At 68.3% G+C, this 23133-nt stretch carries 22 protein-coding genes and 1 pseudogene; 13 read left to right on the forward strand and 10 right to left on the reverse strand.

The annotated features are described in order from the left end of the window. Positions 1 to 1995: GTP-binding protein (locus B141_RS0121030; RefSeq protein WP_020577157.1), on the forward strand; the 1995-nt coding region annotated here is incomplete at its 5' end. Between the two features lie 21 nt (positions 1996 to 2016). On the opposite strand, the gene B141_RS0121035 is transcribed toward B141_RS0121030, so the two are convergent. Together B141_RS0121035 and B141_RS0121040 are read right to left on the reverse strand one after the other, a co-directional pair. Further along, positions 2017 to 2949, reverse strand: a complete 933-nt coding sequence (locus tag B141_RS0121035) for a hypothetical protein (protein WP_157181168.1) — start codon at positions 2947 to 2949, stop codon at positions 2017 to 2019. A gap of 107 nt (positions 2950 to 3056) precedes the next feature. Continuing rightward, positions 3057 to 3635, reverse strand: coding sequence for a TetR/AcrR family transcriptional regulator (locus tag B141_RS0121040; RefSeq protein WP_020577159.1), 579 nt, complete (start codon positions 3633 to 3635; stop codon positions 3057 to 3059). Positions 3636 to 3714: 79 nt separating this feature from the next. On the opposite strand from B141_RS0121040, the gene B141_RS0121045 reads away from it, so the two are divergent. The 3 genes from B141_RS0121045 (at position 3715) to B141_RS0121055 (ending at position 5995) form a co-directional block, all read left to right on the forward strand. Then, the gene (locus B141_RS0121045) at positions 3715 to 4611 is read left to right on the forward strand and encodes an SDR family NAD(P)-dependent oxidoreductase (RefSeq protein WP_020577160.1); all 897 of its coding nucleotides are present in this window, start codon (positions 3715 to 3717) and stop codon (positions 4609 to 4611) included. A 9-nt stretch (positions 4612 to 4620) separates the two neighbouring features. Further along, positions 4621 to 5208: an AAA family ATPase gene (locus B141_RS0121050; protein WP_026257430.1), complete on the forward strand. Its 588-nt coding sequence runs from the start codon at positions 4621 to 4623 to the stop codon at positions 5206 to 5208. Positions 5209 to 5416: 208 nt separating this feature from the next. After that, positions 5417 to 5995: a dihydrofolate reductase family protein gene (locus B141_RS0121055; RefSeq protein WP_020577162.1), complete on the forward strand. Its 579-nt coding sequence runs from the start codon at positions 5417 to 5419 to the stop codon at positions 5993 to 5995. On the opposite strand, the gene B141_RS0121060 is transcribed toward B141_RS0121055, so the two are convergent. Beyond that, positions 5977 to 6687 (reverse strand): helix-turn-helix domain-containing protein, encoded by a 711-nt coding sequence (locus B141_RS0121060; RefSeq protein WP_020577163.1) that lies wholly within the window; start codon positions 6685 to 6687, stop codon positions 5977 to 5979. The two genes, B141_RS0121055 and B141_RS0121060, sit on opposite strands and share 19 nt — an antisense overlap. Further along, positions 6600 to 7052, reverse strand: a pseudogene (locus B141_RS52890) (hypothetical protein); the annotation flags it as partial. The gene B141_RS0121060 and the pseudogene B141_RS52890, both read right to left, overlap by 88 nt. A 1038-nt stretch (positions 7053 to 8090) precedes the next feature. On the opposite strand from B141_RS52890, the gene B141_RS0121070 reads away from it, so the two are divergent. Further along, positions 8091 to 8609: an NUDIX domain-containing protein gene (locus tag B141_RS0121070; protein WP_040421962.1), complete on the forward strand. Its 519-nt coding sequence runs from the start codon at positions 8091 to 8093 to the stop codon at positions 8607 to 8609. A 64-nt stretch (positions 8610 to 8673) separates the two neighbouring features. Here B141_RS0121070 and msrA read toward each other — a convergent pair whose 3' ends face one another. Both msrA and yczR read right to left on the reverse strand, forming a co-directional pair. Beyond that, positions 8674 to 9336 carry a peptide-methionine (S)-S-oxide reductase MsrA gene (gene msrA, locus B141_RS0121075; RefSeq protein ID WP_020577166.1) on the reverse strand — a complete coding sequence of 221 codons (663 nt, stop codon included), beginning with the start codon at positions 9334 to 9336 and terminating at the stop codon, positions 8674 to 8676. Positions 9337 to 9471: 135 nt separating this feature from the next. Continuing rightward, positions 9472 to 10965, reverse strand: a complete 1494-nt coding sequence (gene yczR, locus B141_RS41850) for a MocR-like transcription factor YczR (protein ID WP_020577167.1) — start codon at positions 10963 to 10965, stop codon at positions 9472 to 9474. A 54-nt stretch (positions 10966 to 11019) separates the two neighbouring features. On the opposite strand from yczR, the gene yczE reads away from it, so the two are divergent. The 7 genes from yczE to B141_RS0121115 all read left to right on the forward strand — a co-directional run bounded on the left by yczE (position 11020) and on the right by B141_RS0121115 (position 17676). Continuing rightward, positions 11020 to 11730 (forward strand): membrane protein YczE, encoded by a 711-nt coding sequence (yczE, locus tag B141_RS0121085; RefSeq protein WP_084678421.1) that lies wholly within the window; start codon positions 11020 to 11022, stop codon positions 11728 to 11730. A 138-nt stretch (positions 11731 to 11868) separates the two neighbouring features. Further along, entirely contained in the window at positions 11869 to 13020 is a 1152-nt protein-coding gene (locus B141_RS0121090) for a cystathionine gamma-synthase (RefSeq protein ID WP_020577169.1), read from the forward strand. A 51-nt stretch (positions 13021 to 13071) separates the two neighbouring features. Beyond that, a complete protein-coding gene (locus tag B141_RS0121095; protein ID WP_020577170.1) occupies positions 13072 to 13425 on the forward strand; it encodes a nucleoside triphosphate pyrophosphohydrolase family protein in 354 nt (117 codons plus the stop codon). After that, positions 13422 to 14810 (forward strand): glutamate mutase L, encoded by a 1389-nt coding sequence (locus B141_RS41855; protein WP_020577171.1) that lies wholly within the window; start codon positions 13422 to 13424, stop codon positions 14808 to 14810. The genes B141_RS0121095 and B141_RS41855 overlap by 4 nt, the downstream gene beginning before the upstream one ends. Positions 14811 to 15008: 198 nt before the next feature. Continuing rightward, positions 15009 to 15659, forward strand: coding sequence for a hypothetical protein (locus tag B141_RS41860; RefSeq protein ID WP_020577172.1), 651 nt, complete (start codon positions 15009 to 15011; stop codon positions 15657 to 15659). 206 nt (positions 15660 to 15865) lie between these two features. Next, positions 15866 to 16519: a hypothetical protein gene (locus B141_RS0121110; RefSeq protein ID WP_020577173.1), complete on the forward strand. Its 654-nt coding sequence runs from the start codon at positions 15866 to 15868 to the stop codon at positions 16517 to 16519. 257 nt (positions 16520 to 16776) lie between these two features. Next, complete coding sequence (locus B141_RS0121115; protein WP_020577174.1) at positions 16777 to 17676, forward strand: LLM class F420-dependent oxidoreductase; 900 nt, start codon at positions 16777 to 16779, stop codon at positions 17674 to 17676. 24 nt (positions 17677 to 17700) lie between these two features. On the opposite strand, the gene B141_RS0121120 is transcribed toward B141_RS0121115, so the two are convergent. From B141_RS0121120 to B141_RS49475, 3 genes are read right to left on the reverse strand one after another with little or no spacing between them, the layout of a single operon-like run. Further along, entirely contained in the window at positions 17701 to 18069 is a 369-nt protein-coding gene (locus tag B141_RS0121120; RefSeq protein ID WP_020577175.1) for a DUF2784 domain-containing protein, read from the reverse strand. A 34-nt stretch (positions 18070 to 18103) separates the two neighbouring features. Then, positions 18104 to 18922 carry a GNAT family N-acetyltransferase gene (locus B141_RS45920; RefSeq protein ID WP_020577176.1) on the reverse strand — a complete coding sequence of 273 codons (819 nt, stop codon included), beginning with the start codon at positions 18920 to 18922 and terminating at the stop codon, positions 18104 to 18106. A 3-nt stretch (positions 18923 to 18925) separates the two neighbouring features. Beyond that, on the reverse strand, positions 18926 to 19084 hold the full coding sequence (locus B141_RS49475; protein ID WP_157181170.1) for a hypothetical protein: 159 nt from the start codon (positions 19082 to 19084) through the stop codon (positions 18926 to 18928). Positions 19085 to 19466: 382 nt separating this feature from the next. Between B141_RS49475 and B141_RS0121135 the strand changes: the two genes are divergently transcribed. Next, positions 19467 to 22217 (forward strand): P-loop NTPase family protein, encoded by a 2751-nt coding sequence (locus B141_RS0121135; RefSeq protein WP_020577178.1) that lies wholly within the window; start codon positions 19467 to 19469, stop codon positions 22215 to 22217. A 9-nt stretch (positions 22218 to 22226) separates the two neighbouring features. Here B141_RS0121135 and B141_RS0121140 read toward each other — a convergent pair whose 3' ends face one another. Further along, entirely contained in the window at positions 22227 to 23123 is an 897-nt protein-coding gene (locus B141_RS0121140; protein ID WP_020577179.1) for a hypothetical protein, read from the reverse strand. Positions 23124 to 23133 lie beyond the last annotated feature (10 nt).

Consider the following 23133-nt stretch of genomic DNA (forward strand, 5'->3'; position numbering starts at 1 on the left):
TTGAACCTTGGAATTTTGGCACATGTCGACGCCGGTAAGACCAGCCTGACCGAGCGGCTGCTCTTCGGGGCCGGTGTCATCGACGAGATCGGCAGCGTCGACGACGGCAGCACCCAGACCGATTCGCTCGCTCTGGAACGCCAGCGCGGCATCACGATCAAGTCCGCCGTGGTGTCGTTCGTCATCAACGACGTCACGGTCAACCTGATCGACACGCCCGGCCACCCCGACTTCATCGCCGAGGTGGAGCGGGTGTTGAGCGTGCTCGACGGCGCCGTCCTCGTCATTTCCGCCGTAGAAGGCGTACAGGCGCAGACCCGCGTCCTGATGCGCACGCTCCAGCGGCTCAACATCCCCACACTGATCTTCGTGAACAAGATCGACCGCGGCGGCGCGGATGATGAGCGCACCTTGCTGGCGATCCGCGAGAAACTCACGCCCGTCATCATTCCCATGGGATCGACGCGTGAGCTTGGTTCGAAGCGCGCGGACTTCGTGCCCTACCCTGCTGGCGATCCTGCGTTCACCGCGAGCGTGGCTGAGGTGCTCGCCGATCACGATGAGGCCTTCCTGGCCGCGTATGTCGAGGGTGAGGCGGGTCTTTCGTACGACGACGTTCGGGGCGAACTCGCGCGCCAGGGCAGGCGGGCGCGGGTGCATCCGGTGTACTTCGGTTCAGCGATCGTCGGCTCGGGAGTGAAAGCACTGATCTCCGGCCTTACGGAGTTCCTGCCGACAAGCCAGGGCGACGTCAACGGTTCCGCATCGGGCACGGTCTTCAAGGTCGAGCGCGATCCAGCCGGCGAGAAGATCGCGTATGTCCGGATGTTCTCCGGGACCATCCGGGCGCGAGACCGCCTGCGTTTCGGGCAGGAGAGGGACGGCAAGGTCACCGCGATCCGCGTTTTCGCGGACGGGACCGCCGTCCAGCGGAGATCGCTTCAGGCCGGCCACATCGGAAGAGTCTCGGGACTCAGCGATGTCCAGATCGGCGACACCATCGCGCTACCGCGGGAGCCGTCGGATGGACAGGTGGATTGGGATTCGGAGACCCGTGGTGAACGATTCTTCGCCCCGCCGACCCTGGAGTCGGTTGTCGTTCCCGCCAATCCCGCTGACAAGGGCGCCTTGCACCTCGCGCTGACCCAACTGGCTGAGCAGGACCCGCTGATCAACCTTCGCCAGGACGACATCCGGCAGGAACTCTTCGTCTCCCTCTATGGCGAGGTGCAGAAGGAAGTCATCCAGGCAACGCTGGCTAACGACTTCGGCCTTGCGGTGACGTTCCGCGAGACCAGCATGATCTGTGTCGAACGCCCGATCGGCACAGGTGCGGCCGTCGAACTCCTCGGCAAGGACGCCAACCCGTTCCTCGCGACGGTCGGGCTGCGCATCGAACCAGCCCCGATCAACACCGGCACGGAGTTCCGGCTGGACGTCAAGCACGAGTCGATTCCGCTCTATCGCTACAAGGCGATCGAGGAGTTCCGGAAGTCGCTGGAGGCCACCGTCAAGGAGACGTTGCACCAGGGGGTCCATGGGTGGGAGGTCATCGACTACGTGGTTACCCTGACGCATTCCGGCTATATGTCGCCGGAGACCACCTCTGGAGACTTTCGCAAACTGGCGCCGCTGGTTCTGATGAGCGCCCTGAAAGAGGCTGGAACCATCGTGTGCGAGCCGATGCACGAGTTCGCCCTTGAGTTCCCGGCCGACACGCTCCCAGCCGTGTTGGCGGTACTCGCGAGGCTGCGTGCCCAGCCACAGACACCGGACGTCCGCGGCCGGGTCGGCACGCTCGAGGGTGAGATCCCGGCATCCCAGGTGTACGCCCTGCAACAACAGGTGCCGGGCGTCACCCGTGGCGAAGGCGTACTCGAAACCACCTTCCACCGCTACCAGCCGGTTCGCGGAGAGTTCCCCACCAGGCCCAGGACTGACCTCAATCCGCTCAACCGCAAGGAATACTTGCGGCATGTCCTGCGGGGAGTGTGAACCGCTGTTCGGGGGTTGAGGTTATCGCCGGAGGCAGGCGTCTGTCAGGAGGGTCACCCACCCGCGTTCCTCGCCGACAAAGGCGCCGGATCGATTGCAGGGCACCCAGCTGTCACCATCGCGGTTGAGCAGGACCGTCCGCAATGGCAAACCGCGGGGTACGTCAACCGCGAACACGCCGTCCTTTTGCAGGTTGGGTCGACTGTCTTTGTATCTGGCGAGGTCTCGCTCGTCGATCACCCTGCCGTACCCGTCCTCGATCCGGATACGTAGCTCCCACCACCGGGTGTTGGATGATGGCTCGAAGGTGAGCATCAGCGGCGCCGTTTCCTTGGGCCAGGGTGGGAGCTTCAACTGGCCAGCCTCAGCGAGCCGGTAGGTCAGGTCGAGCCGGACATCGCCGCTTTCATCCAATGGGATGGTCAGCTTGTAGGTCCCCGCCGTGGCGGAGCCGGAATCAGTGGCGGGATAGAGCCTCACCTCGAGTAGGTGCGACTGCCCGGCTGAAATGTCGGTGACGTACTCGGCTGCGGAGCATGGATCGGTGTCAATCCGTTCCCCGTCAGCGGTCCACCCCTGCCCGCACACACCGGTCACGCCAAGCTCACCCTCACCCCCCGCGCGCTGTGCCGTGCCTTCGAACCGCGCCAGACCGGCGATCGACACCTCCGAGCCGGCATCGAGAAGTACGTGCGAGCTGAGCGGGTCGCCGTCGCGGAGGGTCCCCGCCGGAAGCGGTTGGACCCCCAGACCATCCGCACCTTGGATCTTCGCCGACGCCAGAAAGACGTCCAAACCTGCCCTGACGGTTGTCGTACTCGAGCGTTCCGCGCCGCAACCGGCCGTGGCGACGGCGGTCGCGGCAAGGCCCAAGGCCAGGTGTATCCAGCGGATCCGCGACATGAGAACTCCCACCCCACGCGCCAGTGCCTGGTGACAGTCCAGGATTGCCATGAACGTACGGCGGCCGGCTGGCCGGGTCAACTGCGCGAAGAGCGTGAAGACCGCGGGGTGTTAGAGGCCCTGGCAGCCTTCATGATGATGCTGCACCCGGTGTGCTTTCAGCGGTGGGCCGCCTTCCGTAGGTAGCCGAGCAGGTCATCAACGAGATCGTCGGCGCTGGCATTGCCCTTTCCTCCGGCCGCGAGATGCCCGGCGAAGGCGAGGTCGGCGGCCCCGTGCGCGAGTGCGCGGATCAGGGAGGCAAGGCGTACCGGATCGCCGGCGGGCAGCGCGCCGGCCTCCTGCGTGGCGGCGACGATGGTGATGAGCGTGGTCTGGGCGCGGTGCGCGGCGACGTGGAGCTCCTCTGAGTCGATGGTCCATCGACCGAAGATCAACTTGAAGCGCGCCGGGTATTGAAGTGCCCACGCGACATAGTGGTGCATCGCCGCCCGCAATGCGGCTTCCGGCGACCGTTTCCGCTTCATCGCCGAGGTGAGCGCGGCATTCCGCTGTTCGAGTTCGCTGGCGGCGATCGCGGCGAGCAGCGTCTCCTTGCTGGCGAAGTGTTTGTACGGGGCGTTGTGGGATACGCCTGCCAGCCGGCCGACCTCTCGCAGCGTCACAGCCTCCACGCCGCCTTCGTCCAGGAGTTGTGCGGCTACCTCGATCAGTCGCTCACGGGTTCCTTGCACCACCTGCTCATCGTAGCCGCGGGGTTGACGCCGTCAACCGCACCTGCCTAAGTTGACGCCGTCAACCTAGAGAGGGGCGGTTATGAATCAAGGAAAGCTGGCCGTCGTCACCGGAGCGTCATCCGGCATCGGAGAAGCCATCGCCCGCCGGCTGGCGGCTGACGGGGTGACCGTCGTCATGGTCGGCCGCAGCGAGGAACGCCTGGCTCAGGCGCGACAGCGCATTCTCGCCGCCGCCCCGGATGCCGACCTCCGACTTGAACGCGCGGACCTGTCCCTGCTCGCGGAGGTGCGGGAACTCGCGAGCCGCCTCGTCAACAGTCCCTTGCCCGACATCGTGATCAGTAACGCGGCGGTCATCGCGGATCTCGGGGACGCCACATCCGAAGGACTGCAGCGCACCGTGGCGACGAATCACCTTGCGCCCTATCTGCTCCTTCGCACGCTGGTCGAACCCATCGGTCAGCGCCCCGCGAGGTTCGTCGTCGTGGGCGCGGACCCGCGAGCGCTCGCCAGGGCGCCGGTCGATCTGGACGACCTGGAATGCCGGACCGGGCGTGGGCTGGGAGTCCTGCCGAGCTTCCGTCCGTTCGCGGTGTACGGACGCACGAAGAACATGAACGCAATGTTCGTCTACGCGCTCGCCCGGCGGCTCGAGGGCACGCGGATCACTGTGAACGGCGTACATCCAGGCATCGTCAAGGGTGGCCATCTCGGGCAGGGCACCGCCCGTGGAGCGTTGAAGCTCTTCAGCGCCGTGCTGGAGCGCAGTCCGTTCACTCTCGGCGCGGACGCCGGGGCGGATACGCCGGTGTGGTTGGCAACGTCGCCGGACGTCGAAGGCGTCACGGGGCGGTTCTTCGTCGAACGAACGCAGGTCGCGACCGCGCCGCACACCACCGACGGCACGCGCTGCGATCGGCTATGGGACGAAAGCGCCCGCCTGGTCGGTCTCACTTCCGCGCTTCTGCGTCCATAAAATAGCGGAATGCCCACCATTACGTACCTCGTCGGACCGCCAGCCAGTGGCAAGCGGACCATCGGTCAGGAGCTGGCGGCCATGACCGGAGCTGCCCTGATCGACAATCACCTCATCAATGATCCAATCTTCACGGCGTACGGTGCCGACGGGCGTACTCCCTTGCCTGGCAGGATCTGGGACCAGGTGGCACAGGTCCGTGAGGCGACAATGGCGGCAGTGTTACGAGCGGCCCCAACGGCGAGCCACATTTTCACCAACTACCTCAGTGACGATCCGTCCGAGGCGCACTTCCTGCACCAGCTTCGGGCTGTTGCGGAGGAGCGGCAGGCCCGCTTCTTACCGGTGTGGCTGACCTGCCCGGAGGAAGAGTTGGTGCGCCGGGTCGCGTTGCCGGCAAGGGCGGAGCGGCTGAAAATGCGCGACCCTGATGGCCTCCGTGAACTTCTACGCACCAAGGGCGTGCTGCCTGCACCCGCGGACGCACTTGTCCTCGATACCTTCACAATGTCGCCTCACGAGGCCGCCAAGCGCATCGTTTCCTCGGAATCCAGCGGCCTTGGAAGCCAGCATCATCTCGACCCCTCGCCAAGGTGATGCTCCGGCGTCTCAGCCTTGTTGACCGCCCTCGAACACCCCAACCGGGCAGGCCACACCTGTACCTGCTGTCGTTTCCGTACAAGACGGCTGCGGTGGCCGCGTCCTAGAATGGGCGCGATGCCCCGCTACAGTGCGTTGGCGGGGCTGCGGCTCGCTTGTCGATCTGCCGGGCGATCACTTCGCCTGACTATGAGGAGAACACCACATGCGTGATCTGGTCTATACCGCGTTCATGTCGCTCGACGGCGTCGTGGATTCCCCGGGCGGTGGGCCGGGGGAGGAGCACCGCAGCGGTGGCTGGGTGGTCAAGGACATCGAATTCCTGCCCGAGGCCTTCTCGCTCAAGGGCGAGGAACTCGCGGATACGACGGCGCTGATGTTCGGTCGGCGGAGCTACGAGATGTTCGCGCCGGTCTGGCGCGACTCGGAGGACCACGCGGCCTACAAGGAGCTGCCAAAGTACGTGGTCTCGACCACGCTGCCCGACGATGCCCTCGTCGAGGGATGGGGTCCGACGACGATCCTGCGCTCGACCGACGACGTCCTCGAGGTCAAGAAGAGCGAGGGTGGCGCGATCTTCATCCATGGGAGTGCGGAGCTCGCCCGACGTCTGTCGGACGCGGGCCTGATCGACCGCTACAACCTGCTCGTCTTCCCGGTGCTGCTCGGAGCCGGGAAGAGCCTGTTCAGCGAGGCGGACAAAGACAAGCAGGCGCTGAGCCTTCGGGACTCTGTGGCCTACCCGAACGGCATCGTCAAGCTGATCTACGACGTCGTCGGCTGAGCCAGGTCCAGACCGATCGCACCGCCGGTGCCGTCGCGGAGTTGACGCGCCGTACGCCCGACATACCGGCGCAGCGAACGGGCCAGGTGCGGCGCATCGAAGTACTCGAGCCTGGAGACGACGTCGGTGACCGGGATTCCGGCGGCCAGGAGCGCCGAGGCCTTGCGTGCGCGCTCGATCTGCCGTGCGGCCCCCTGGGTGAGCCCGGTTGCCGCTCGGAACCGGCGTTCGACGGTGCGTGCCGAGATCGCTGGACGGTGACCCCGGAGGACCTCGGTGACGAGCGGGCAACGGACGACTACTCCGGAGCGGACGAGACGGTCGACCAGGGCCTCGGCGTCGTCGGGGCCGGGCGTCTCCAAGCGGACGCCGTCCAGCCGAAAGTTCCTACGCGTCACGTCGGGGAGTTCGACGCCCCCGTCGACCAGGGCTGGTGTGGGCACGGCCCGGAGCGACGTGCCCAGGGCGAACTCGATGCCGACGAACGTCGCGCCCTCCGGCACCGGCGCGGTGGCGGTCCTGGTCCCGGGGCCGGTGATGCTCGTATACGCCCTGCCCTCGCGTTCCCAGAACACCAGGCCCCAGTGCACCCCCGCGACGGAGGTCATCTCCGCGACCTGCTCGCTCGTGCAGGTCCACACGCTGTCGACCCACGGTGAGTCGGATGCGCGAGTCTCGAGCCGAAGTCCCACGGGCGAAGAATACGCGCTGCACCAGCCAGTGAATGACGGTGACCTGCCGAGGGCTTGGGTAGGTCAGTCGTCCTACTCGGACGTGACCAGGCCGACGGGATCTGGCCGGCAAGGTAGTTCAGGTCGTTGGCCAGTCGGAGGCTGAAGACGTCGATGCCAGCGAGGTCTGCGGTGCCGCCAGACTCGCGATAGGCCCTGACGGTCTGCTTCACCCCGCCCGTATCCACGGTGTTGTTGTGGGTATGCCATGTCCACAGCTGTGCAGCTAGTTCGCGGCAGGGGCTGATTGGGCCTGCCTCGTCCCAGTCGATCAACGTCCGCGCGCCGGATGCCGGGTCGACCATGATGTTGACTGGCTGCACGTCGCGGTGGCTGCAGAGCCCCGTAAGCGGGAGTCACCTACCTCGAGTCGTCCGAAGCCAGATCCCCGAGCCGACGCATCAGCGTCTGAAGTCCTTCTCTGTGGTGACGGCGTAGCTCCCGGACGGTCTTCATAAACGTTCCCTGAGGCAAATCAATCCAGAACTCCTGTGTGAGGCGGCATGCCTCGGATCCGAGTGGTTCGAGGGTGAGTACGCTCCAACTCGGATACGCCTCCATGAGACTCCGAGCAACCGCACGTCGCCCAGGCTCAAGCTCAACTACCTCCAGCATCGACCCCCAGCGTCGGCCGTCCTCGCGCTTATTAACGAAAACCTGAATCTCGCCGACACCTTTGACTGGCGTACCTGGGAAGATGCCAGCCATCTCCACGGCCTCATCGATGGCCAACTGGCTCGCCGGGTCCCACATGAACTGCCAGGCGTCCGATACAGAGCGTGACAGTTCAACGGACGCCGACTCCTTCAGACGCGTAGGTCGAGCTGTGACCCTGCCAACGCCGACCCAAGAGCGGGTGGGAACGGCAGGTGGGGTGATGATCCATCGAAGGCCGCGCCAGACGCGAGAAAGCACGGGCGGATTATGTCAGTTCCAACGGGCACCAGGTTGGCGACCAGCGGAGTGCAGACGACCAGCTCGTGATCGAACTACCTCTACGGATAAGAAGGTCGGCGTGCCCCCTGCATGCCCCACGCCGGAACCGATCATGGTCCGTAGCGGTCAATGACGGTCACGACAGCCGGGCTGAGACGCCGGGGCGATCCACGCTCAGCGCAGCGTGCGAGCCCGAGGTTCCTTTGCAAGGCAGGGGTGTGGCGTGCGTCCCGCGTGCAACAAGAGGTGATTCACTCGTGAGAGTGGTAGTACCGAGCTTGTAGCGCAGTACACCGGTGGGACATCCGGTGTGTCTGTTCGTGCACTGAGTCCACAGGAGCTCGTTCTCACCAGAGCGCGGCGCCGAAGGCGGTCATGACTGCATCAGACAGGCGGCATCGAAGACCGACGCAGGTATGATCCGCCGGATGGCAACTATCGAGCCGCCTGACGGTCACTGGAGCCTGAACCTGCCGCGCAAGCGCGAAGCGTCGGGTGCGTTGTTCTTCGACTCGGCCGGCCGCGTGCTCGTGGTCAAGCCGACCTACCGTGACGGGTGGGCCTACCCCGGCGGTGTAGTCGAGGTCAATGAGCCTCCGTACGCTGCCGCAGCCCGCGAGGTCAAGGAAGAACTCGGCCTGACTCGGTCGCTCGGCAGGCTGCTCGTTGTGGATTGGGAACCCCGCACCGAGACCATTCCCATCGAAGGGCTGATGACCGTGTTCGACGGCGGAGTTCTCACCCCACAAGAGATCTCGTCGATCAGACTTCAGGAAAGTGAACTTGGCGAGTTCGACTTCTGGACAATTGAGCAGGTCCGCGAAATGCGTCCGGCGCTCCACGCGCGCAGGATCAGTGCTGCCATGCAGGCCAGGGAAACAGGCATCGTCGCCTATCTGGAGAACGGATACCCGCCCGTCTCGTCGGGCAGGAGCTTCATGGCGTGATCTTTGATCTGTACGGTTCGTGTCGGACCGTAAACCCGCCGGGTGATCATTTGCCAGACAGGCTTTAGCGGTTTCCCTTGACATCCAGTCCAATGGGGCAGGTGACTCCCGTACCGGCGATGCCGCAGTAGCCGTTCGGCACTTTGTGCAAATACTGCTGGTGGTAGTCCTCGGCGTAATAGAAATCCTCAAGTGGCGCGATCTCCGTGGTGATCTGGCCATAACCCGACTGCCGAAGCTTCTCCGCGTACGCAGCCTTCGACGCCTCGGCCGCGGTCCGCTGCGCTTCGTTCGTGTAGTAGACCGTCGAGCGGTACTGCGTGCCGACGTCGTTGCCCTGGCGGTACCCCTGCGTCGGGTCGTGCGCCTCCCAGAAGGCCTTCAGGAGTTCGGCGTATGACGTCTTCGCCGGATCGAAAACGACCCGCACCACCTCGGCGTGGCCCGTGCCTCCGCTGCAGACCTCTTCGTACGTTGGGTTCGGGGTGTAGCCGCCCGCGTAGCCGACAGCGGTCGACCAGACACCAGGCGTCTGCCAGAACTTCCGCTCCGCCCCCCAGAAACAGCCGAGTCCGAACACCGCGAGTTCGTACCCCGCTGGTACGGCACCTTCGAGCGGCGTCCCGAGGACCGCGTGGAGAGCGGGCACCGCGAAGGGGCGCTCCGGCCGGCCGGGCAGGGCCTTCGCCGGGTCCGGCATCTCCTGCTTGTGACGCAAGAACTGCATGTCGCCTCTCCTTCGCTCGCCCGGGCTCGGACGCTCCTCACCAGCCACCGACAAGAGACACTCTGCCGGGGCGTTCGCCAGGTGTAACCAACCGGGCCCCGGCGCGATTCCGGCTGGCTCAGCTGACCAGCCGACTCAGGTCACCAGGGGAGTGAGGTCGCGGGAATGGCGCGACCGCTCGTCCGCGCGGACCGGCCGGCCATCGTGGCCGCGGGGGTAATCCGCGGCGAGCCGGGCGTACGCCTTCGCGACCCGCTCGACCGCCGTGGTGAGATCCGCCTCGGGCAGCGTGTACGGGAGCCGGACAAACCGCTCGAAAGCGCCGTCCGTACCGAACTTCGGCCCGCTTGCCAGGCGTACTCCCTCCTGCCCGGCGAGCACCGCCAGCGCGCTGGAGACAGGTGCCGCGAACTCACACCACAGGCTCAGCCCGCCGAGGGGTACGTCGAAGCGCCAGTCCGGCAGGTACGTACGCAACGCCGCGACGAGCGCGGCCCGCTGGGACCGTAGGGCGGAAAGGCGTCCGGCCAGGATCGGCTCCTGCCGGACCAGGAGTTCAGCGGCGGTCAGCTGGCTGAGGATCGAGGTGCCCAGGTCAGTCGCGGCCCGCGCACTCAGTACCCGCGACACCAACGACGCCGGAGCCCGAAGCCACCCGACCCCGAGGCCGCCCCAGAAGGTCTTGCTCGTACTCCCGATGACGAGGACGCCGCGTTGCGCGTACGCCGCCAGCGGCCGCGGCATCGCGTCGGCCGCCACGTCGAGCCCGAGGTCGAGGACCGTCTCGTCGACGACGGCGAGGGTACGGGTCCGGGCGAGTGCGGCCGCGACGCGTTCGCGCGCGGCGTCGCCCATGAGCAGGCCGGTCGGGTTGTGGAAGTCCGGCATGAGGTACGCCAACCGCGGCGCGGACTGGCGCAGCGTGGCCTCGAACATCGCGTGGTCCCAACCGTCCCGGCCGAGCGGCACCGGAACGACCCGGGCCGGGACCTGCCGGATCGCCTCCAGCGCGTTGGGGTACGTCGGATGCTCGACGAGGACGCGGTCGCCGGGGCTGACGAACGTCCGCAGGGTCAGGGCGAATGCCTGCAGGGCGCCGCCGGTGATCAGGATCTGGTCGGGTGAGGTCGGCAGGCCGCGCTCGGAGTAGCGACGGGCCACCAGCTCGCACAGCGCGGGCACGCCGCGGGCGGTGTAGCCGTGCCCGCCGAGGTACGCCGGCAGCGACTGGCTGGCCGCGGCGACCGCATCCGCCATTCCGGGCGGAGCGGTGAGAGCCGCCGCGGCGATGTCGAGTAGGTGGCGTTCCTCCTCCGAGGGCGGCGTGATGGCGCCGGTCACGGGGACACACGCGGACGGTGGCACGGTGGTGCGGCTCGGGGCGCCGCGCCGGCTGCTGAGGAACCTCGACTCCCGCAGCGCCGCGTACGCCGCGGTCACCGTCGTACGACTCGTCTCGAGGGCGAGCGCGAGGTCGCGTTCACTGGGCATCCGGGTGCCGGGTGGCAGGCGCCCGTCGAGGATGAGGACGCGGATGCGGTCAGCGAGGGCGCGGTACGACGGGCGGCTCTGGCGCCACGTACCCAGGAGGCCGGCGAGCTGGCCGGCTGTGGTCGAGCGGTCCACCATGCAGGCCACTGTCACACAGGTGGACCTGGAATTCCAGGCCAGTTGTCGGAGAGGATGCCCGACGTGTCCGACAACTCACATGCCCCGGCCTACGCGTCCTCGCCCCTCGCCGCGCTCAAGGAAGGGCGACTGACTCGCCGGCTCGTCCAGCTCTACCTCGGACTGGTGCTGTACGGCGCCTCGATGGCGTTGATGATCCGCGCCGACCTGGGTCTGGACCCGTGGGATGTCTTCCACCAGGGGCTCGTCGTCCACACGCCGTTCTCCTTCGGCACGATCGTGATCCTGGTGAGCCTGGTCGTCCTCCTGGGCTGGATCCCGCTCCGGCAACTGCCCGGGCTCGGCACGCTGAGCAACGCTTTGATCATCGGCCTGGTCGTGGACCTGGTTCTTGGGATCCTGTCCGTGCCGGAGTCGCTCGCCATCCGGATCGTCTTCCTGGTCGCGGCCGTCCTTCTGAACGCGGTGGCGACGGCGGCGTACATCGGCGCCCGGCTCGGCCCCGGACCACGGGACGGGCTGATGACGGGCCTGGTCCGGCGTACGGGCGGATCGGTGCGCCTGGTCCGGACGGGGATCGAGGTGGTGGTCCTGGGGATCGGCTGGCTGCTCGGCGGCACGGTGGGGATCGGCACGGTGGTGTACGCCCTGGGAATCGGGCCGCTGGTGCACGTGCTGCTTCCCCGGCTGACAGTGCCGGCCGACTTGCCTGCGACACCGGCGCCCGCGGCTGCGGCTGGGACTGCCCCGCCTGGTGCGGAATGATCACGTATACGTGGTCATTACCTGCCTCACGTGGCATGGGTGCCATGCGAAGCGGGCAATGACCACGTATACGTGATCATTCCGGGCCGCGCCGAGGCTGCTGCCACCCCGCGCTCCCGCCCCGGATAGCCTCGCCCCATGAGCGAGCAGCAGCACGGGTTCGAGACGCTTGCGATCCACGCCGGGCAGCCGGCCGATCCCGCGACCGGGGCCGTGATCACCCCGATTTTCGCCACCAGCACCTACCAGCAGGACGGCGTCGGGAAGCCGCGCCAGGGGTATGAGTACTCCCGCACCCAGAATCCCACCCGGGCCGCGCTCGAGGAGTGCCTGGCCGCGCTGGAGCAGGGCACCCGGGGGCTGGCGTTCGCGAGTGGCATGGCTGCCGAGGACACCCTGCTGCGCACCCTCTGCAAGCCTGGCGATCACGTGGTCATCCCCGATGATGCGTACGGCGGCACCTACCGGCTGTTCTCCAAGGTCGCCGAGCCGTGGGGGGTCGCGCACACACCCGCGCACGTCGCCGACGTCGATGCTGTCCGCGACGCCGTCCGCAGCCGGCCCACCGCGCTGTTGTGGGTCGAGACGCCGACGAACCCACTGCTCGCGGTCGCCGACATCGCCGCCCTGGCCGGGGTGGCGCACGAGGCGGGGGCGCTGCTCGTCGTCGACAACACCTTCGCCTCGCCGTACCTCCAGCAGCCGCTCACCCTCGGCGCCGACGTGGTCGTGCACTCCACCACGAAGTACGCCGGCGGGCACTCCGACGTGGTCGGTGGCGCACTGGTCACCGCCAACGCCGAGTTGGGGGAGCGGCTGGCGTTCCACCAGAACGCGATGGGCGCGGTCGCCGGACCGTTCGACGCGTGGTTGGTGCTGCGCGGGCTCAAGACGCTGGCCGTCCGTATGGAACGCCACTGCGACAACGCCGAACGGGTGGCGGCGTTCCTCGCTGGGCATCCGGCCGTCCGCCAGGTGCTGTATCCCGGACTCCCCGAGCACCCGGGCCACGAGGTCGCGGCGAAGCAGATGCGGAGGTACGGCGGGATCGTGTCGTTCCGGCTCGCCGGCGGAGCGGCCGCGGCCGTACGCGCCTGCGAACGCGCGAAACTCTTCACGCTGGCCGAGTCGCTGGGCGGCATCGAGTCGCTGATCGAGCACCCGGGCCAGATGACGCACGCGAGCGCGGCCGGCTCACCGCTGGAGGTGCCGGATGATCTCGTCCGCCTGTCGGTCGGCATCGAAACGGTCGACGACCTGCTGGACGATCTCGCCCAGGCGCTGAGCTGAGCTGAGCTTCTCGGCCCAGGGATACTGCCCGCAGGACACTACGCTGACCCGATGGACCTCGAGCAGCTGACCGCGCGGGCGATGCGCGTCCACGCGCTGTACGACGAACTCAACCTGCGGCAGCGCGAACGCAGCTGGACGCGCGAGGAGTTCATGCTCGGGTTCGTCGGAGATGTGGGCGATCTCGCCAAGCTGGTCATGGCTGAGGAGGGCGCGCGCGACATGCCCGGCGGCCGCGCGGCCCTCCAGCATGAGCTCGCCGACTGCCTGTGGTCGGTGCTCGTGCTGGCAAAGCTGTACGACGTCGACCTGTCGGTGGAGTATCCGCGCACGCTCGACGAACTCGAGGCCGCGATCACCAGGCAGCTGCGTCCCAGTGGGGAAGGCGCCGAGGTCGCTCCGTGACCCGGATCCTGTGCGTCGACTTCGGTTCCACGTACACCAAGGCAGCCCTGGTCGATGTGGACTCCGGCGCACTGGTGGCGACGGCGAGCCACTCGACCACCATCGGCACTGACCTGATGGACGCCCTTGACGTGCTCCGCGCCCGGCTCGCGGAGCGCACCGGCGAGCGACCCACCTGGGAGGTAAGGGCGTGCTCGAGTGCCGGTGGCGGGCTGCGCGTGGCGGTCGTCGGTAACGAACAGCTGGTCACCAGCGAGGCTGGCCATCGGGTGGCGTTGTCCTCGGGCGGCCGCGTGGTCGCGGTCGTGTCGGGGACGCTGGACGCCACGGTGGTCACGGAACTCCGCGCGGCCCGGCCCGACGTCGTCCTCCTCGTTGGTGGTACCAACGGCGGTAACACCCGAGTCCTGCGCGCCAACGCCCAGGCGCTCGCGGCGACCGGGGATGCCACTCCGGTCGTGGTCGCCGGCAACGCATCCTGTCAAGCTGAGGTTGCAGCGGTGTTCGAGCAAGCCGGAACGCCTTGTGTCGTTGCCGACAACGTCCTGCCGGAGATTGGTGTCGTATGCCCGGGGCCGGCCCGCGCCGCCATCCGCGAGATGTTCGTACGCCACGTGATCGGCGGCAAGCATCTGTCCCGGCAGGAGGAGTTCGTCCGCATCGTCCGGGGCGCCACGCCTGACCTGGTCCTGCGTGGTGTGGAGGTCCTCGCGGGCACCCAGCAGGGTGCGGGTGTGGCCGTGGTCGACGTCGGCGGGGCCACGACCGACGTCCATTCGGTGGTCGAACTCGACCCGGAGGACGCGAACCTTCGCCGCGAGGTGGTCTCGACCCTCCCTGCCAGCCGTACCGTCGAAGGCGATCTCGGAGTCCGGTGGAATGCCGCCGGAATTGTCGAGGCGGCCGTCAAGGAAGGCTTGCTTGCCGGGGGCGAGGAGCCCGCGTTGCGGTCCGCGGCACGCCCCCGGATTGCCGAGCCGGGACTCGACGCGGGCTCGCCCGGCGAGCAGAGCCTCGACCAGCGGCTGGCCATCCTCGCCGTCAAGGTTGCCTTGCGGCGGCACTCCGGCCGGGCACAGGTGGTGGTGAGTTCCGGTAACCGGCTGGTGGAACGAACCGGCAAGGACCTTCGCGAGGTCACCCTGCTCGTCGGGTCCGGCGGGGTTCTCCGGCATGCCAAACCGCGGGAGGCCCACACGTTGCTGGCGGCTGCCCTGGACGGTCACGGGGCCGGTGCCTGGCTGCTTCCCGAAGGGCCGCGGTTGGTGGTGGACCGGGCGTACGTCCTGGCCGCGGTCGGCCTGCTCGCTGACGACTATCCCGAGGTGGCGGTGGCGCTGGCGATCCAGCTGGAGCACCTGGGAGACACGCACGTCCCCGCGTGAACGAGATCGCGGCACCGGCTCGGAGTTATTGGTGGACATAATTCTGGTCCACCTCTTCGAGTTGAACGCGAAGTTAAAAGAATTCTAATTTCCCCCATGCCCCTACGGTTCGTGGCGAGAATTGGATTTCGACAGTACCGCGGGAATGTGCAGGTGGGGGTGTTCAAGATTTCTGCTATCGAAAGACCGCACTGGACCATGAAGGTCGTTGCTGGCCGCGTCTTCCACAGATGTGCGGTCAGGACCCGGTGGCTGCGGGAAAGCGACGACCTCGCCGAGATCCTGGTCGAATATGCCGCGGATCGCCGGCCTGGTGACACGGTGGCCGTCAGCGAGAAGGTCGCGCTTCTCCTTTCCGGCCGGGCAATTCCGGTCGAGAAGGTTCCCATCAGTCGGGACGCGCGCTTTCTCTCTCGGTTCGTCCGGCCGCACCACGACACCCTCGGCCTTTCGATACCCGTGAAAATGGAGTGGGTCCTGCGCCAAATCGGGCGTCCGCGGGTCTATGCGGCGGCCTTGGTGGCGGGCATGACGCGGCCGTTCGGGCTCAAGGGGATGTTCTTCCACGTGGCCGGCGATCTCGCCCGGACGGTCGACGGAGGCACGCCGCCGTACGACCACCTGCTCTTCCCGCCGTTCCCGGTCGATGACGCTACCACCCTCTGCGCGGAACTCGAGGCGAAACTCGACTCAGGCGTCGCCATCGTCGACATCAACGACTTCGGCGGCTCGGTCCGGGCCGTCTCACCGCGGGCGTTGCCGGCCGACATCCTGGCTCGCGTGCTCGCCGACAATCCGCTCGGTCAGCGCTCGACCGGCAGGCCGTTCGTACTCGTCCGACCCAACTGACTCGACCGCAATTCCCGGCTCGCCGGGAATTGCGGCGGGCCGAATTCTCCTCGGCGCCGTGAATATCGTCTCCAGAAAACCCGACGGTATTTGTCTTACGGTCTGGCCTCGACGACTTGACCGTATCGAGAGAATACGCGGCTGATATCGCGGGGAAGGTGAGTACGAGGTCCGCGGGCGTACTGATTCCGAGGGGGTAACAGATAATGGCGCACCGAAAGCTCGACATCCTCGAACGCGATGGTTTCGTGATCCTGAAGCCGAACGAACGTCACATCGCGGCTGAGGAATGGGAGGCGCTCGACTATCTTGACTGGAAGTCCGGCGGTGACACGAATTTCGCCGTACTCGCGTCAGCCGACGGCACGGATGATCCGCGCGGCTTCTGGGAACTCGGCAAGCCCGACAAGGACGGCATCTGGACGGACAACGCCGAAAAGGCGCCCACGCTTCGCCGTTGGGTGGAGGATTCCAAGGTTCGCTTCGGCCGGGTCCGGGTGATCAAACTCAACCCGTCGACGAGCGAGAACGAGGTGACGTCCCGCTTCCTGCACCAGGACGACAACAACCGGCTGAATCCCGACGGGGAAGGCTGGGTCGTCCGGGCCTGGGTCAACCTCACCGACGACCCGGACAGCTACATGGTCCTGCGCGAGGACAAGGACGACCCGTCGACCGAACACCGCATCCCGCTGCCGCGGAACGCGCAGTTCCTGGTTGACACAGAGCGGCTCTGGCACGCGGTCTACCACCCGGGGCCCGAGCCGCGCTACGCGATGATCACGAGCTTCGAGTCGGGTCCCGCTCTCAAGAAGTGGGTCACGGCGAGGATGCCGCGTCCGCGGTCGAAGAAGCGCTGACCGCGGGATTCGTCTGCCGCCACCAGGCCAACCGCCCTGCCACGTTGGGTCGGGGGCACCCTTGTACGGCTCTTCTGGCCAAGGGTGCCCCCGACCCAACACCCGCTGCAGCCGTCGCCCTCACCCTGCGTCGCCGCTCCTGGCGTCGCCGGGGGAGATGCGCGGCGGTGGGGATGCGCGGCGGGCGGCGACCAGGAGGTTTGAATAGGTCCTCAGCAGAGTCGCGGAGATCGTCCAGCGAGCGGTAGGACTGGGGCATGACCTCCGACACCGCACCCCATCGACCTGATTCCGCGGCGCGTTCACACACCCCTCCCCGGATCGGCATCAAGCTCGCTCCGCAGCACACCACCGTCGCCGCCCTGCGGGGTGTGTGGCAGGTGGCCGACGAGGCCGGCTTCGACAGTTGCTGGAACTTCGACCATTTCGCCTCCATCGGCAGCGACGACCCGAGCGGCGACGTCTTTGAGGGCTGGAGCCTGCTGGCCGCGATGGCGGAGGGCACTCGCCGCGTCCGCATCGGCTGCATGGTGACCGGTAACACCTACCGCCACCCGGGCGTTCTCGCCAAGATGGCGACCACGGTCGACCACCTGTCCGGCGGGCGCCTGGAGTTCGGTCTGGGCGGGGCCTGGGCGGAGGTCGAGCACACCATGCTCGGCCTTGAGTTCGGGACGGTGCGGGAGCGCCTCGACCGGCTCGAGGAGGCGTGCCAGGTGATCAGGTCGCTGTGGACCCAGCCGACGACGACCTTCCACGGCACGCACTACCGCCTCACCGACGCGCTCTCCAACCCCAAGCCGGTCCAGAAGCCGGGCCCTCCGCTGTGGATCGGTGGCAGCGGGCGCAAGCGCACCCTGCGGATCACGGCCAAGTACGCCGACGCCTGGAACGCCGCCGGTGGCTCGGTGGAGGAGCTGGCTGAGCTGTCCGCGGTCCTCGACCAACACTGCGCGGACGTGGGCCGGGACCCCGCGGCGATCCGGCGTACCGTCCAGGTGCGGTACGCCGACCAGCCCGAGGAGTTGCTCACGGCAGTCGAGGCGTACGCCCGGATCGGCATCGGCGAGGTGATCGTGGTCCTGCGCGGTGGCGACCCGGTGGCCAGCGCGGAGGAGGTCGCGCGCCTGCTCCCGCGGCTGCGTTCGATCGGGTGAACGACGCCGGTGTGCCCGCGGTGGTCAGGCCATCCGCATTCGCCGGGTCCGTCGGCGCTGGTAGACCCCGAGCCAGGAGACCACCACGACGCACGCCACCAGCACCCGCATGGCTGATTCGTACCGCGCCGGATAGAGCACGCCGGTGACGTAGTGGTCGATGAACCCCCGGTGCAGCACCGCCTCGCCGCCCTTGTGGCGCAGCCAGTTCTGGATCGCGGTGAGCGGGCAGGCCAGCGGGATGATCACGCCGACCAGCGCCCACGCGACGGCCACCACGTGCGGGATGATCATCCGGGGCCACCGCCAGGCCATGAATCCGCCGGCGATGACGTACGCCAGGAAAAGGAAGTGTGTCGCCGCGGTAGTGCTGGCGAGAACGCGGTATCCCATGGCAGCCTCCCGGCGCCGGTTGGGAGTGCTCGTGTCAAGTGTCGCACCGCGGCTCGGTGTCCCCCGGGCGGAGGTGATACCAGGCGGAGTCCGGGGCGGCGCCGCTGATCTGGCACGACACGGCGACGAACCCGCGCGCCATCGCGTCCTCGAACGCCGCGCTCACCGAGGTCCGGATCCGCTGTGCCCGGGACGGCTCGGTCGCGGCGGGCGGCCAGTCGCGGGGTACGCCGATCAGGAGGTCGGCGCCGGTGGGTACGACCTCACCCCAGCCGGGCACCAGCGCGCCGACGGGCTGGCTGGCCGGCGGCATCGGTGGCGTCGGCGGCCCGAGGAGGTCCCACTCGACGATCAGCCGGTCACTCGGCTGCCCGAGGTCACGGCCCATGTCGTCGACGCCGTACAGATTGCGGACGAACCACCGCGCCCGGGCGCCGAGCACGTCCAGGTTGAAGTGGCCGTTGCTCGCGCGTACCGGATCGAACGACCAGCGCATCCGGGTCAGACCGGTCCGGAGGACGAACGCCCGCTGCCCGAACTTCAGCGCCCTGCCCACCCCACGCCCCTGGACGTCCGGGTCCACCACCGCGGCCTGGGAGTAGTGGTAGATCTCGCCGGTGCCCGCGTCCCTCCCGACGAAGCCGTACGCGAACCCCACCAGGCGGGTGCCGTCGAACGCCCCGATCACCGAGCCGCCGTTGTGGCGGAGCGCGGCCAGCAGGCGTGGACTCACCGCGGGGTCGGTCGGGCCGAGCCCGAGGACCCGGCGGTAGAGCGCGACGGCGGCGCGGAGCTCCGCGGGCTGGACAAGAGTCCGGACCGCGGGTGCTGCGGGGCGGGGTACGGCTTCCACCGATCAGCTTCCCGTGTGGTCGCTGGTGAGGACGAGTACGAGTGGTGAGTGCGGATGACGGGTGGGGATCTGGGTGGGGATGACGGGTGCGGGTGCGGATGTGGAGCAGGTGGCCAGGTTCGGCTCGTCTCCAGCCTCCAGCGGTGGAGCGACGTTCGCCACCCTGATGACGGAACGTGTCGACCGGTCGCAGGTGATCGGGCGATATCCGGCACCGAGTGCTCGGAGGTTTGCCGTGTCGTCTCGCTGAGTGATCTTTCCTGATCACACCGAGTGTGCGAGATCGGTGAGGCTGTACGGAATCAGGCCGCGCCATTCCGCAGCCCGTCCGTCGCCCCGCGGCCCTCGCGCGGTGGCGGGTCACGGTCTGTGTGGCCACAAGGGGGCGTGGCACGCCTTCGGCGCGGTACTTATCGGTGGCATTGTCCGTCCGCTCCGATAGGCTTCGCGACGATCTGTCACGATCGCGCAGAGAAGTGGCAGTGATCCCCTATCAACCCGACGCGAGGCGCCTCGCAACCCGCTGGCGCGGAGGACAACCGGCATGAGTGAGTCCCAGCTCCCTGGATCCCTCGACCTGTTGATCGCCGACGAGCCCGTGCTGGACCTGTATGCCTACGGTCCGTGGCGGGTGCCTGACGGTCTGATCGACGAGCTGTCAGCACGGATCGACGCACTGGTTGCCGACCGTCGTTCGTCCCGGCTCACTCTCGGCGCCTATCCAGGTCTGCGTGCGCCGGTGCCGGCGGTGGTGGCAGACGTGGTCGGCATCGTCGGATTCCTCTGCGGTGACGCTGGTGTCCGGGGCGGCAACCAGCACCGGTTCGAATGGGACCTCGTCCGTCGTTTCCGTCCCGACCCCAATGCCAGTACCGACTCCACCGTCCGCTGGGCGGCACCGGCTTCCCCGTGGCGTCCGCCCGGTGGTGCTCTCTTCCGCGCTGCCGGCGACGATCCGGGTCTGCGCGAGGTCGCCCTGGAGGTGACGGTCGAGATCCTGCGGAGGCTGGCCGACGTGCCGCCCTGGGAGGCCCGGCGTCAGGCGCTCCTCGCGTTGTTCGACCAGGCCGCGGGCGATGCCGACCTGATGGACGCGACCCGCACCGTCCCGCTGATCCGGGCGGAGTGGATGGCGCTGGAGGAGCGGTGGGCCGACGCGGCCAGCGACGACCTGGTCCAGATGCTGCCGGAGCTGACCGGCACCGTGGGCTACCTCAGCTGGGTCGTCGACGGCTGGACGGCTGCCCACGAACGCCTCGCGGCGACCGTCACGGGCGCTGACAGCACGACCACCACGTTGACGCACCTGCTGATCCAGGCGGGCATCACCGACGTGCCCGCCGAGCTCGCGGTCGGCGTACGCGGTGAGTTCTATGCCCAGGTGCAGGCGCAACTGCCAGCCCTGGCGAGGTCCTGGAACCCTCGCCTGTGGGCCGGGCGGATCAGGGCGTGGTTGGCGCGCGGGCTGGTGGCGGGTGAGTTCGAGCTGTGCCGGGCCTGGCTCGACCTGGCGGTCCGCCTCACCGGTGGCCTCCAGGGCCTTCCCGGCACTCCCGTGACACCGCGCACCTGCGACGTGCCGGTCGGATGGTTCCAGGAGGACGTCCGCCGGTTGTTCCGGGTCCGCCGCGTACGCCACCCGCTCACCGGTACTACCTCCATGCCGGGCTGGCTCGCGGCCGAGGAGGCGTTCCCGTTCGGGCACAAGCCGCCCGCCGACGCGGGCCAGGTGCCGTCGGAGTCCGAGGTGGAGTCGCCGGCGGATCTGGCGGCGGAAGCTCCGGCCGAATCAGAGCTGGCGCGGCCCGAGGCGGCGGAGGACGAGGCCGTCGGTGAGCCATCCGCGCCGACCTGGGAGGCAGAGCCGGGAGCCGATGAGGAGCCGGAGTTCACCGAGGTGCTCGACCCGCTGGCCCACCAGCAGCGGGTGGCAGTGCTCCCGAGCGGTGACTATGGACGCAACGGCACCCGCGAGTCCGCTGCCGCCAAGCCCGCGGCCCCCCAACCCGCCGACAACGGTCACCTCGCCGACCAGACGGAGCAACGCAACGGCGTTTCGGGAGACACGGGTCACCGGCCCGCCGCTCACGGCCCTTCGGCGCCGGTGCAGGACCCAGACGTCTCTTACGAGCAGGCGAGTCCGGAGCAGCCGGGGGCGGAGCCGCTGAGCCCCGAGCCGCCGAGCCCCGAGCCGCCGAGTCCGGAGCAGACGAGTCCGGAGCAGGCGAGTCCCGACGAGCCGGATTCTGAGCAGTCGAACCCCGAGTCGGTGAGTCCCGACGAGCCGCGTTCAGACGAGCCGAGTTCTGCACAGCCGACGCCAGAGCAGCCGAGGCCAGACCAGGCAAGCTCAGAGCAGGCAAGCTCAGAGCAGGCGAGTCCCGAGCCCGCGGACCCGGAGCCGGCGCAGGAGGAGGGCGACGGTACGCACGTCGGGCCGAGCGCGATCGCGCAGGCCCTGGCCATGATCGACACCATCGTGGGTCAGCCGGCGCTCGCGGCCGCGCTCCGTGAGGCACTCAGCGCACCCGACCAGGACATCCGGCTTCTGGTCGCCGGACCTCCCGGCACCGGCAAGAGCCTCACCGTCGACGTCCTCGCCCGGCTGCTGACCCTCCGCGGCTTCGATGGCACGGCGGTCTGGCTCACCCATGAGCAGTTCGCCCGGCTCAGCGCCTCGAACGCCGTGACCCAGCTGCGCGACCGGATCGAGGGCTGCGACGGCGAGCGCCTCGTCGCCATCGACGGGCTCGACCAGCTCGTCAGCCACGGCCTCAACGGCAAGGCGCTGGCGGAGGAGCTTCACCGGCTGATCAGCGTGCACGGCTCCCAGGTGCAGATCGTCGCGTTCGGTGCGGTCGACGGCTACCGCCGGCTGGTCGACGCGAGTCCTACCCTGGCCGCATGGTGGCGGGTCGTCCGTACCCGCGACTTCGACGCCAACGACTACGCCACGATCTTCGGGCGGGTCGTCGAACGCCGCGGCGCCACGACCACCTCCGACGCCGCCCGCGCCGCCGGTGATCTGCTGGCCGCCACCCCGACGGAAGGTCAGCTCCGCAACGCCGGGTTGGCGACCTATCTCGCCGACCTCGCGGTCGACGCGGCCAGCCGGCGTACCAACGGGTCGGAGCCGTTGACGGTGGAGGTGCCCGACCTTCCGGCGGTGGAAGCAAGCGACGAGCCAACGCACCTGACCCCCAACGGCGACCTGCCACCAGACCACCGCGACGCGGCGGACATCGGCGGCGAGGCTCAGCCGGACTTCCTGTCCCGGCTCGGCCGCTTCCACTGACCGCTCTGCTCAGAAGTCCGGGTCGCAGACGCCGAGGAGGTTCTCCCAGCTGTCGGCCAGCCGGACCTCCAGCGAGTCCGGTCGGTTCGATCCCGCGGTGGTAAACCGCAGGACCACCGTCGAGGGCCCACCGACCGGCATCCGGCAGCCGTTCGCCTCAAACCACAAGGTGATCTCCTGCTGCCCACCGACCGGCACGGTGGGGGCAGGTCGCAGCGTTGGACCGGCATCACCGGCCGTGGCGCCCGACGGCAGGACCGCACCGCGGTAGGTCAGCGGGCGGCCGCCGGTGTTCTGGACGGTGATGGTGATCGCGAGCGGACGTCCGCGCGTCCACCGAACGTGGCCGGTGTCCACGAGCCGGGGCTGCCCACGATCCGGTGTCAGCTGGCAGATCGACGGCACCAGCTTCCGCGGCTCGCCGAGATCCAACCGCAAGGTCTCCCTGACGCCGACGGTCCGGCCGAACGTCACCCGCGCGGCCACGTCGCCCGGTCCGGCCGCGGGGGTGGCCGCGCAGTCCCGCACCCGCCACGCCAGCGTGTACGTCGTACGCCGGTGCGCGGCCAACACGACCGAGCCGTCACCTTGGCCCGAGCCCTTGAAGACGGTCAATGCGGTGTCAAACCCGGCGATCCGCGGCGGGTCCACTTTGACGACCTGCGGCTCGCCGGACTGGTTGGAGATGCTCACGTCGAGCTCGACGGTGTAGTTGTCGACGAACCGAGGAGGCGCCACCTCGGCCCGCACGGCCGGCTCCGTCAGGCGTTGAAAGAGGAGGAGTCCGGTAACGACGGCCACGCAGGCGAGCGCGCCGAGACGGAGCCACCGAGGTATCGAACGTCGCGGAGTGTCTGCGAGCTCGGCGACCTCGGACTCTGCGTCCGTCCCGTCATACCGTCGCATGAGCGCACTC

The organism is Actinopolymorpha alba DSM 45243 (genome assembly GCF_000373925.1).
GTDB classification, from domain to species: Bacteria; Actinomycetota; Actinomycetes; order Propionibacteriales; family Actinopolymorphaceae; genus Actinopolymorpha; species Actinopolymorpha alba.

Bases quoted from the DNA above. Each gene is read 5' to 3' on its own strand.
- yczR (WP_020577167.1), bottom strand. From the start codon at position 10,965: ATGGTGGACCGCTCGACCACAGCCGGCCAGCTCGCCGGCCTCCTGGGT.
- B141_RS0121035 (WP_157181168.1), bottom strand. From the start codon at position 2,949: ATGGCAATCCTGGACTGTCACCAGGCACTGGCGCGTGGGGTGGGAGTT.
- B141_RS0121095 (WP_020577170.1), top strand. From the start codon at position 13,072: ATGGACCTCGAGCAGCTGACCGCGCGGGCGATGCGCGTCCACGCGCTG.
- B141_RS0121120 (WP_020577175.1), bottom strand. From the start codon at position 18,069: ATGGGATACCGCGTTCTCGCCAGCACTACCGCGGCGACACACTTCCTT.
- B141_RS0121135 (WP_020577178.1), top strand. From the start codon at position 19,467: ATGAGTGAGTCCCAGCTCCCTGGATCCCTCGACCTGTTGATCGCCGAC.
- B141_RS0121055 (WP_020577162.1), top strand. From the start codon at position 5,417: ATGCGTGATCTGGTCTATACCGCGTTCATGTCGCTCGACGGCGTCGTG.
- B141_RS0121115 (WP_020577174.1), top strand. From the start codon at position 16,777: ATGACCTCCGACACCGCACCCCATCGACCTGATTCCGCGGCGCGTTCA.
- B141_RS0121045 (WP_020577160.1), top strand. From the start codon at position 3,715: ATGAATCAAGGAAAGCTGGCCGTCGTCACCGGAGCGTCATCCGGCATC.
- B141_RS0121110 (WP_020577173.1), top strand. From the start codon at position 15,866: ATGGCGCACCGAAAGCTCGACATCCTCGAACGCGATGGTTTCGTGATC.
- B141_RS0121090 (WP_020577169.1), top strand. From the start codon at position 11,869: ATGAGCGAGCAGCAGCACGGGTTCGAGACGCTTGCGATCCACGCCGGG.
- B141_RS0121140 (WP_020577179.1), bottom strand. From the start codon at position 23,123: ATGCGACGGTATGACGGGACGGACGCAGAGTCCGAGGTCGCCGAGCTC.
- B141_RS41860 (WP_020577172.1), top strand. From the start codon at position 15,009: ATGAAGGTCGTTGCTGGCCGCGTCTTCCACAGATGTGCGGTCAGGACC.
- B141_RS0121070 (WP_040421962.1), top strand. From the start codon at position 8,091: ATGGCAACTATCGAGCCGCCTGACGGTCACTGGAGCCTGAACCTGCCG.
- msrA (WP_020577166.1), bottom strand. From the start codon at position 9,336: ATGCAGTTCTTGCGTCACAAGCAGGAGATGCCGGACCCGGCGAAGGCC.
- B141_RS0121050 (WP_026257430.1), top strand. From the start codon at position 4,621: ATGCCCACCATTACGTACCTCGTCGGACCGCCAGCCAGTGGCAAGCGG.
- yczE (WP_084678421.1), top strand. From the start codon at position 11,020: ATGCCCGACGTGTCCGACAACTCACATGCCCCGGCCTACGCGTCCTCG.